The sequence below is a fragment of the Enterococcus termitis genome (genome assembly GCF_001730305.1).
In the GTDB taxonomy this organism is placed as follows: domain Bacteria; phylum Bacillota; class Bacilli; order Lactobacillales; family Enterococcaceae; genus Enterococcus_L; species Enterococcus_L termitis.
Genome location: NZ_MIJY01000021.1, coordinates 1 through 9,198 on the forward strand (window position 1 = coordinate 1; position 9,198 = coordinate 9,198).

The 9,198-nt window shown below is 33.9% G+C and carries 7 protein-coding genes; 1 reads left to right on the forward strand and 6 read right to left on the reverse strand.

The features are described 5' to 3' along the window. Nucleotides 1-45: 45 nt before the first annotated feature. From BCR25_RS19895 to BCR25_RS10320, 4 genes are all read right to left on the reverse strand, one after another. The gene (locus tag BCR25_RS19895; protein WP_083242641.1) at nucleotides 46-2,460 is read right to left on the reverse strand and encodes a BspA family leucine-rich repeat surface protein; all 2,415 of its coding nucleotides are present in this window, start codon (nucleotides 2,458-2,460) and stop codon (nucleotides 46-48) included. An 802-nt stretch (nucleotides 2,461-3,262) separates the two neighbouring features. Next, entirely contained in the window at nucleotides 3,263-4,792 is a 1,530-nt protein-coding gene (locus BCR25_RS10315; protein ID WP_069663529.1) for an AcpB/EbpR/MafR family transcriptional regulator, read from the reverse strand. Nucleotides 4,793-5,297: 505 nt separating this feature from the next. Beyond that, nucleotides 5,298-5,438, reverse strand: a complete 141-nt coding sequence (locus BCR25_RS19900) for a DUF3789 domain-containing protein (RefSeq protein ID WP_083242642.1) — start codon at nucleotides 5,436-5,438, stop codon at nucleotides 5,298-5,300. 87 nt (nucleotides 5,439-5,525) lie between these two features. Then, nucleotides 5,526-7,298: a BspA family leucine-rich repeat surface protein gene (locus tag BCR25_RS10320; RefSeq protein ID WP_069663530.1), complete on the reverse strand. Its 1,773-nt coding sequence runs from the start codon at nucleotides 7,296-7,298 to the stop codon at nucleotides 5,526-5,528. Nucleotides 7,299-7,685: 387 nt separating this feature from the next. On the opposite strand from BCR25_RS10320, the gene BCR25_RS10325 reads away from it, so the two are divergent. Next, nucleotides 7,686-7,994: a hypothetical protein gene (locus BCR25_RS10325; RefSeq protein WP_069663531.1), complete on the forward strand. Its 309-nt coding sequence runs from the start codon at nucleotides 7,686-7,688 to the stop codon at nucleotides 7,992-7,994. Nucleotides 7,995-8,181: 187 nt separating this feature from the next. On the opposite strand, the gene BCR25_RS10330 is transcribed toward BCR25_RS10325, so the two are convergent. Together BCR25_RS10330 and BCR25_RS10335 are read right to left on the reverse strand one after the other, a co-directional pair. Continuing rightward, entirely contained in the window at nucleotides 8,182-8,490 is a 309-nt protein-coding gene (locus BCR25_RS10330; protein ID WP_069663532.1) for an LPXTG cell wall anchor domain-containing protein, read from the reverse strand. Between the two features lie 27 nt (nucleotides 8,491-8,517). Continuing rightward, entirely contained in the window at nucleotides 8,518-9,003 is a 486-nt protein-coding gene (locus BCR25_RS10335) for a hypothetical protein (protein WP_069663533.1), read from the reverse strand. Nucleotides 9,004-9,198 lie beyond the last annotated feature (195 nt).

The window sequence follows — 9,198 nt, forward strand, 5'->3', positions numbered from 1 at the left end:
CTATAGATGTTATCGTAATTTTTTTCTTATCCATTCTATACCTCCTTACTCATAGCTAATTGAAAAGACCATTTGTCCCTCATAGTCACCTGCTTGTGCGTTCTCAGGTTTGGTCAGTCCAATGTCGGCGCTTTTAGATACGGAACTAGCTTCTGGTTCAATAGTTAACACATTCCAAATGTCAGATGATTGTTGTTCCCATTTCAGTATCGTATGGACGGTAATATCTGCGTTCTGTTTCTGTGTCAGGCGTAATCGAGTGAAGTCACTAATTTGGCTTTCTGCTCCCTTGAGATTCACTTTCAATGTACCCGAGCCATTGTTAATACCTGAAATCGTCAACTTATCTTCTGGATTTAAGTTTATTGTCGCAGGAATCGTAACGGTATAATTTTCTACCCACTTTGCAAAAATCGACAATGATTCTGCAGCAGGCTGAGAGAAATCAAATTTTTTCGTGTATGCTTCATCTAAGTACCAACCATCAAACTGATAATTCTCTTTTGTTGGAATTTGTTCTTCCCATAGTTCATCCATAACCTTAATTTGTATATTTTTTTCAGTTCCATCATCGAACTTTCCACCTTTTGCATTCATCGTCAATTCTACATACGCTACTTTTCGATAAGTATTGGTTTCATTCGAATCGTTATGGTAAGCAATCATATCACTTGTACTAAAGAATAGTTGCCTATTGTTTTCTTCCTGCCATGCATACTTACCTGATAAAGTTGGGAAATTTGTTGAAGCCCCAAACTTAAAATCTTTACTTATTGAGATTTCGGTTAGAACGATACAGTTATAAAACATCATGCTCATACTCGTCACTTTACTTGTGTCAAATCCACTTACATCTAATTCAGTTAGAGCAATACAGTCATTAAACATCATGGTCATACTCGTCACTTTACTTGTGTCAAATCCACTTACATCTAATTTAGTTAGAGCGCTACAGGTATTAAACATGCTACTCATATTCGTCACTTCACTTGTGTCAAATCCACTTACATCTAATTTAGTTAGAGCGCTACAGGCAGTAAACATGCTACTCATACTCGTCACTTCACTTGTGTCAAATCCACTTACATCTAATTCGGTTAGAGCAATACAGTTACTAAACATGCCACTCATATTCGTCACTTTACTTGTGTCAAATCCACTTACATCTAATTCGGTTAGACCTCTACAATTAAAAAACATGTTGTACATAAGCGTCACTTTGCTTGTGTCAAATCCACTTACATCTAATTCAGTTAGAACCCTACAGTAATAAAACATCAAGTACATATCCGTCACTTTACTTGTGTCAAATCCACTTACATCTAATTCAGTTAGAACCCTACACTCACGAAACATGTTGCTCATATCCGTCACTTTACTTGTGTCAAATCCACTTACATCTAATTCGGTTAGAGCGCTACAGATATAAAACATGCTTCTCATATCCGTCACTTTACTTGTGTCAAATCCACTTACATCTAATTCAGTTAGAGCGCTACAGGTATAAAACATGGATCTCATATCCGTCACTTTACTTGTGTCAAATCCACTTACATCTAATTCGGTTAGAACGCTACAGCTACTAAACATGGAGGCCATACTCGTCACTTTGCTTGTGCTAAATCCACTTACATCTAATTCGGTTAGAACGCTACAGCTACTAAACATGAAGGCCATACTCGTCACTTCGCTTGTGCTAAATCCACTTAGATCTAACTCCGTTAAGCTGCTGCAGTTAACAAACATACGTTCCATTGTCGTTACTTCGCTTGTATTAAGTCCGCTCAAGTCTAATTCAGTTAGAGCTCTACAGCCAAAAAACATTTGCTGCGTGTTTGTCAGCAAACTAGTTGAATGCCTTACATCTTTAAATAATACTTTTTTCAGGTTTTTCAATCCCTCGAAAGCAGACGTCATAGACGTGACACTAGTCAGAGTTGCTACTCCAAAATCAATTGTCTCAACATTTTCATATTTTATAAAAAATTTGCTAAAATCACCCCTCAAATCAGATTGCGAGAATACTATTGATTTGATACTTAATGCATATTGTGCCCAAGCTTGAGATGCTTCTTTTGTTACAACTCCCTCTAAGTACAATTGCCCATCAGAATAAAGAATCCAATCTCCAAACTCAAGTCGTCCTTGATCAATTATGGTTTTATCAACAACCGTTGACTCAATCTCGTTGTTTACAATCTTAGATTCGTCTTCTGATAGTTCTTCAGTTTTTTCGACAGCTTCATCCAAATTATCTTCTTTATCTGAAAAAGACTCATCGCCTTCTTCAATTTCTTCATCAACTAAAATCTCACCTTTATCAGGAATAGTGGGATTCTCTATCTCTAATTGATTGCCTATTTGTTCATCTGATACTTGTTCTGCTACAGACCTTAATGGAGTAACGGAACTAGCCATAAGTGAAATAGACACTAGTAACCCTAATTTACTTTTCTTCATTACATCAGCGCTCCTCTTTCGTTTAGATCGCAAAAAATAATTATTGTTAAACTTTTTTTCAAACTAACATGACTTATTCTAAACGAAAAAAAGGAGGTGGCTCGCCACGTTTTTTTTACTTTTTTAAAATTTTTGAGCACGATCTCTTTCTTAATCTTGTCTACCGCAAAATATAAAGCATACTTAGATATGACTACTGAATAGTTCAATAGTTATCCCTAAATATGCTTGAAAGAAATCAGATTTTATTGGTACCAGGTTCGATATCATAGAATTTAATAGAGCGTAATCCATGTCAAAAACTGACATACTATTATTCACTAGAATATTGAGTTTTTTTAAGCGACTCTAAAGAAATCGAAATAGAGAATCTACCGAGTCTTCAATAATGATCGCTTAGACACAGTGGCTCAAGGATGTTCATTTTAAAATGTCAGCTGACCTCTCTAAATTAATTTGTTCATTTAGGAGAATAAACAAAAACCTGATGAAATCCTGTTTTAAAATTTTTTTCGGAGTAAAAACATTCCTGCTGCAGTCCATCCCCGTACTAATTCATGAAAAAATGTTTTTGTTTGTTCCTTAGTAAAATAGATTTATTCGAGTTTCAATAACTTTTTCACCTATACATTTAGTTAATAAGAGAGCAATTTTATTTACTTTCTCGAATCTATTACTTGGCACAAAAAGTTTGGATATAACTTTCTAAATTTCGCTGTGTTTTAGAAATAGTACCCCTTAGGCAAAGGTTTCATTATTTCAAATTGTTCTTGAAAGTCCTTTTTATAGTTTTCTATAATAACTATTTATTGATGAAATTCTCAGCAGAAATACCTGCCAATATTGTATTCACTTTCGTATAGTCCGTTTCGGTCCATCTAGTATTTACGTAAACAATGGGCTGGTGAATGCTCAATCTTGATATAACACTAGGAGATAAGGGGAAGTCACTGATAAACAAATCAATATTTTTTTCCATTCTATCCGTTACACAAATATTGTAGTAATTAGAAAAATGACTCATAAAATCAAAAGTGGCTGTTTCATTTGAAATAACCGATAATATAGCAACTTTTATTGGTAAAGTATGCTTAGAAAAGTCTATCCGTTTTTCAAGGATAAGCAGATAATTATCGCCTAACTCTTTTTTAAACGGTTCTAAAATAGCTAACTCCTCTAACTCCATCATTTGCTGCACTAAACATTTCAAATGCTTCATTTTGTGAATTTTTTTGAGGTTTCTTTCAATTTCTGAAAATCCCATGATTACTGAAGATAGGTCCATACTCAACCCTTTGAATAGAAAAAAGCGATAGGTGACACTAAGAAGTGAATAAAGTAATTTTTCTTTTTCTCTTTCTGAAAAAGGAATGGATAGGTGCTGGTCCACCTGATTAGTTATAAAAAATACGGTTTCTAAAAATTTATTTTGATTAAATTGATTTTCCAAATAAAAAAAAGGAGGCACCTTATCTATCGAAGAATAATTTCCAAAAGCCAGAAAAACGCTTAATAAAATACGTGAAGTGAATAATTGGATTTTATTAGTTATATTAGGGACATATACGTTTAAATTATTCATAAATAGATTAAACGATTCAATTGATTCTTCCGGATACGGCGTGTATAGAGCAATAGCAAATTCACGAGATTCTGGAATTAAAAATCCCTGTCTAACTCTTAGTAGATGAACAGCTAGGTAATAATGAATTAACATACTTTTATCAATACTATGAGCAATATAAATTTCTTTTGGACAATTTTCCAGTATTCTAGTAATCTCAAAATACTGAATAAACGAAAATGGCCATGAATCACCACCATAAACATTTAAATAGAGGAACGTATAAAATAATCTTATCCCAATTTCATCGCCTTCGAGTCTTACTCCCTCTTTTGCGGAAATTTTGATGCCATTTTTTTTTAGAAATTGATTGAGTTCTTTAATATCTTTTCTAAGCGAATTATATGAAATGTATAGACTCTTTGACAATAACTGTAGATTGGGAAATGAAGATGTTAATAGCAATTCAAGAAGTTGAAATTTTGAAGATTCTCTAATATAAGCATGTACTAAGAGTTGAATACTGATACTCTTATTTATATTTATAGAGTAAGATTGAGGATGTGAGTGCCGAGAAATTGAAAAGTCACTATACCCAAATCTGACGACATCGTTATTTATCCCGTCAATTACTGAAAGTAAAGTGGGATAGGTCATGTCTAGCTGTTCCAACAACTCTGACTGTGTACAAATATGATTGCTACTATAAAAAATTTTTTCTATAACTGCAACTCTTTTTTTACTTTTTGAATCCAACAACTCCCTCATCTTCTTCTCACTCCTTATTTTTTAAAACTAGTTTTTAGAAAGAATATTTTCACTTAAATTATAGTCTTTTAATTAAGCGAAATAAAGAATAAAATTAATGCTTTAGATAGCATACTCGCTATAAACACTTATTTATAATCCTATTTACTATTCTTCTTCAAAGAGAAATCTATTTATTGTTCTAACCGTTAAATAAAATTCTTGTTTTCTATAAGAATCTGACTGATCCCTATCATGTCATAAGAACTGATAGAATATTTTTCCGTCCACTCCGACTTGTTCTGTTGAAATAGATATTTTTTCCACATCTCTTTATAACTCAAAGGTTAAAATACTAAAATTTATTCAAAAAAGAAGGAACTTACCTAAGTTCCTAATTACTAAGCTCCTTCCTCTTTCCAAACATTTCTTGTAAAACAAAGGAATTGAGAAAGAAATAAACTCTATTCCTAAGACTTTAGCACCTACCATAGTTTCAAAATTTTCTCCATAGATCCTTCAAATTCTAGCGGTCAGATTTACGATTTTCTTTACTGAATTCTTCCATTCTTCGATCAGTTTCACCAGCTAATTGAACCATGCACATTGTCGCCACACCAATGAATCCACCAACGAAAAATATTAGCAGCCCGATTAATATACTCATCTTTTCCTCCCTAGTATTAATGAGGTTCAGTTCTGTTGCGATTTCATATACCCCTGATAATTTTACTGGTTCTCAACTAGTGCGATCTCACTCATACCTAATTGAAAAGACCAATTGCCCCTCATAGTCACCCGCTTGTGCGTTCTCAGGCTTGATCAGCCCAATGTCGGCACTTTTAGATACGGAACTAGCCTCTGATTCGATTGTTAACACGTTCCAAATGTCAGAAGATAGTTGTTCCCATTTTAGTATCGTATGGACGGTAATATCTGCGTTCTGTTTGTGTGTCAGGCGTAATCGAGTGAAGTCACTAATTTGGCTTTCTGCTCCCTTGAGATTCACTTTCAATGTACCCGAGCCATTGTTAATACCTGAAATCGTCAACTTATCTTCTGAAATTAAGTCTATTGTCGCAGGAATAGTAACGGTATAATTTTCTAACCACTTTGCAAAAATCGTCAATGATTCTGTAGCCGGTTGAGAAAATTCAAATTCTCTTGTATATTCTTCATCCAGATACCAACCATCAAACTGATAATTCTCTTTTGTTGGAATCTGTTCTTCCCATAATTCATCCACAACTTTAATTTGTGTGATTTTTTCAGATCCGTCCTTGAATTCCCCACCTTTTGCATTCATCGTCAATTCTACGTAGGCTACTTTTCGATAAGTATTGGTTTCATTCGAATCGTTATGATAAGCGATCATATCATCTGCGCTAAAGAATAGTTGCCTATTGTTTTCTTCCTGCCATGCATACTTACCTGATAAAGTTGGGAAATATGTTGTAGTCCCAAACTTAAAATCTTTACTTATTGAGATTTCGGTTAGACCGCTACACCTACTAAACATGAGGGACGTAATCATCACTTTACTTGTGTCAAATCCACTTAGGTCTAACTCTGTTAGACCACTACAGTTAGCAAACATTACTTGCATATTCGTCACTTTACTTGTGTCAAATCCACTTACGTCTAACTCTGTTAAACCACTACAGTTAGAAAACAGGGAGGCCATATTTGTCACTTTGCTTGTGTCAAACCCACTTACATCTAATTCTGTTAAATCGCTACATCCTTGAAACACATAACCCATATCCGTCACTTTGCTTGTGTCAAACCCACTTACGTCTAATTCTATTAAATCGCTACATCCATAAAACATATAGCCCATATTCGTTACTTTACTTGTATCAATCATACTAAGGTCTACTCTTTTTAGATTAATACAATTAAAAAACATACGAGCTATATTAGTTACGCTCACACTTTTATATCTAGGCTCTGCTGCTCCAAACGAAACATATTTTAAATTTGTTAAATCGGCAAACATCCTATTCATATTTGTAATTTCGTTAAGGTATGTCTCTCCCATCGTAACAGATTCAAGATTTACAAAAACTGAGAAGAAGCTGGTAAAATCACCAATTAATGCAGCATGTCCGATCTCTATTGATAGAACATTAGAGAAATATTCCTTCCATTTATTGATGTCACTAGGATACACTACACCATCCATGTACAATAATCCGTTCGAATAGTACTTCCATACTCCTGACTCCATTATTCCTTGGTCAATGATGGTACTATCTACAGCTTCATTTTTTAAATCATCAACAACTTCTCCATTTACTTCAGGTATTGCAATAGGTTTCTCTAAATCATTCTCTTTATCTAAACCAGTGTCTTCAGTTTCTTCATCAACTGAAATCTCACCTTTATCAGGAATAGTGGGATTCTCTATCTCTAATTGATTGTCTATTTGTTCATCTGAGACTTGTTCCGCTACAGAGCTTAATGGAGTCAACGTACTAGCCATAAGTGTCATAGACACTAATAATCCTATTTTACTTTTCTTCATTTCATCAGCGCTCCTCTTTCGTTTAGATTGCAAAAATAATCATCGTTAAAGTTTTTCCAAAAAAACACAACAACTAATTCTAAACGAAAAAAAGCAGGTGACTCGCCACATTTTTTTCATTTTTCTATATTTTTCTAGTACGACTCTTAATTTTAATTCGTTCTTCGAAAAAAGCCTACCTAGAAATAACTACTGAATAATTCAATAGTTATACCTAGATAAGCTTTAATTAAGTGGATAGAATAAGAATTTCTCTATCTAACCTATCCATCTTTTAAATTCATTAATACTCATGTTTGCTTACGAATAAGAATATCAGCGAACAAGAACGCACGTTCCCTTTTTTGCTAATTTGTAGTATACTATTTAAAAAAGGGAGTGACACGTATGATAGTTGAAATGACTGCGGATGATATTAAAAAAATTGGTGTTGCTTTAAGCACAGAGATGATCAGAACAATTGATCATATTTGGAGTGGCGCGTTTGGAATCTCAAATACTTCAGATCCGATAGAAATTTTAAGAACTCTAATTCGAATTTCACACGACGATAACTCATCTGATGGTGCGATGGCTGATTCCTTTGCTGCTTTTCTTGAAGTTGAAAGTTATGGATTACTGTACAAAAAATTATTAACCGGAAATAATTACGAGGATTATCTTGAAAATGATACGTTGGAAGAATTTTGGGCTTAGTTGGAACTGTTAATCAAATAAAAGTAGCCCTCAGTATTGACTAAGGACTACTTTTCCATTTGGTATCAAAACAAAAGTTCTACTGTGAATTCATGTCAAAAATATTCAATGTATATCATCACTATGTGCCATCAAGGCTGTTTCATTCCTAATATTATATTTTATCTAAATCATTTCCATTTAGTGACTAGTCAGCTTCTCTTGATTTCATTTTTATTGCAAAAGAAAATAAGATTAGTAAGCCTCCCAATACCACATAGATACTATCTCTTTTGTCATTAGTTCTTGGTAATGATGATACACCTGTATTATCTCCTGAAGCATTATCAAGTCCACTTTTAGGAATCTCTCGAATGTATTCTTCACTAGAATTGATTTCATCTTCTGAAAAGAACACCTCCACCTTCGTTTGACTAGCGTGTGCTTGTTCAGATGATAAAGTGAACATTCCGATTGTATTGAGTAAGAGCATCATCAGAACAATTAATTTCTTCATAAAATGCACTACTCCTTTCATTTCTTCCTATTTATAAGCTGCTGCAAATGTCAACGTTGCTTGATAAGACCCCGCTTTTTTTTCACCTTGAGGAATACCAAATTCAATTTTACTTACTTCTGTTTCTTCTAATGCGTAACCTGTAAAGCTCCCTATTACTGGGTCAGTTACTGTAACAACATTGTTGTTACTTTTTAGACTACTTGTCACTTTATCTGATGTTGAGCCTGTTCGTTCTAATTCAATTTCGCCATCCGCTGATAAACCAGTGGTCAGTTTGATTTCTACTTCTTTTCCAGGTTCTAAATTCCGATTGATTGTACTAACAGACATCTCCGTAGAGTTTTTAGATGACAAGTTAACTTTTTCTGGGATCACTAATGTATAATCACCTTCAACTGAATATTCAACTACTGTGTCCTCTTGCTTATCTGCAGCATATGCATTACTTCCATTAAAAATGGTCATTCCTAGTGTTGCTAATGCCAATGTACCTACTACTAATTTTTTCATAAAAACTTCCTCCTACTTGTGTCTATACGACAACTAATTTTAAATTTATTTCAGACCCATTTAAGGGTGACTGATCCGTTAAAGAAAAACATTCATATTTCAATACCGCATCTTCATATTCGCCTGCGGATAGGGCTTCTTCTAATTCAATTGCATACATTCCTTTTCCAGGTTCAATTAAGTCGGATGTCCAAA

Excerpts from the sequence above, each read along its gene's own strand:
- BCR25_RS19895 (WP_083242641.1), bottom strand. The coding sequence starts at position 2,460 with ATGAAGAAAAGTAAATTAGGGTTACTAGTGTCTATTTCACTTATGGCT.
- BCR25_RS10315 (WP_069663529.1), bottom strand. The coding sequence starts at position 4,792 with ATGAGGGAGTTGTTGGATTCAAAAAGTAAAAAAAGAGTTGCAGTTATA.
- BCR25_RS19900 (WP_083242642.1), bottom strand. The coding sequence starts at position 5,438 with ATGAGTATATTAATCGGGCTGCTAATATTTTTCGTTGGTGGATTCATT.
- BCR25_RS10320 (WP_069663530.1), bottom strand. The coding sequence starts at position 7,298 with ATGAAGAAAAGTAAAATAGGATTATTAGTGTCTATGACACTTATGGCT.
- BCR25_RS10325 (WP_069663531.1), top strand. The coding sequence starts at position 7,686 with ATGATAGTTGAAATGACTGCGGATGATATTAAAAAAATTGGTGTTGCT.
- BCR25_RS10330 (WP_069663532.1), bottom strand. The coding sequence starts at position 8,490 with ATGAAGAAATTAATTGTTCTGATGATGCTCTTACTCAATACAATCGGA.
- BCR25_RS10335 (WP_069663533.1), bottom strand. The coding sequence starts at position 9,003 with ATGAAAAAATTAGTAGTAGGTACATTGGCATTAGCAACACTAGGAATG.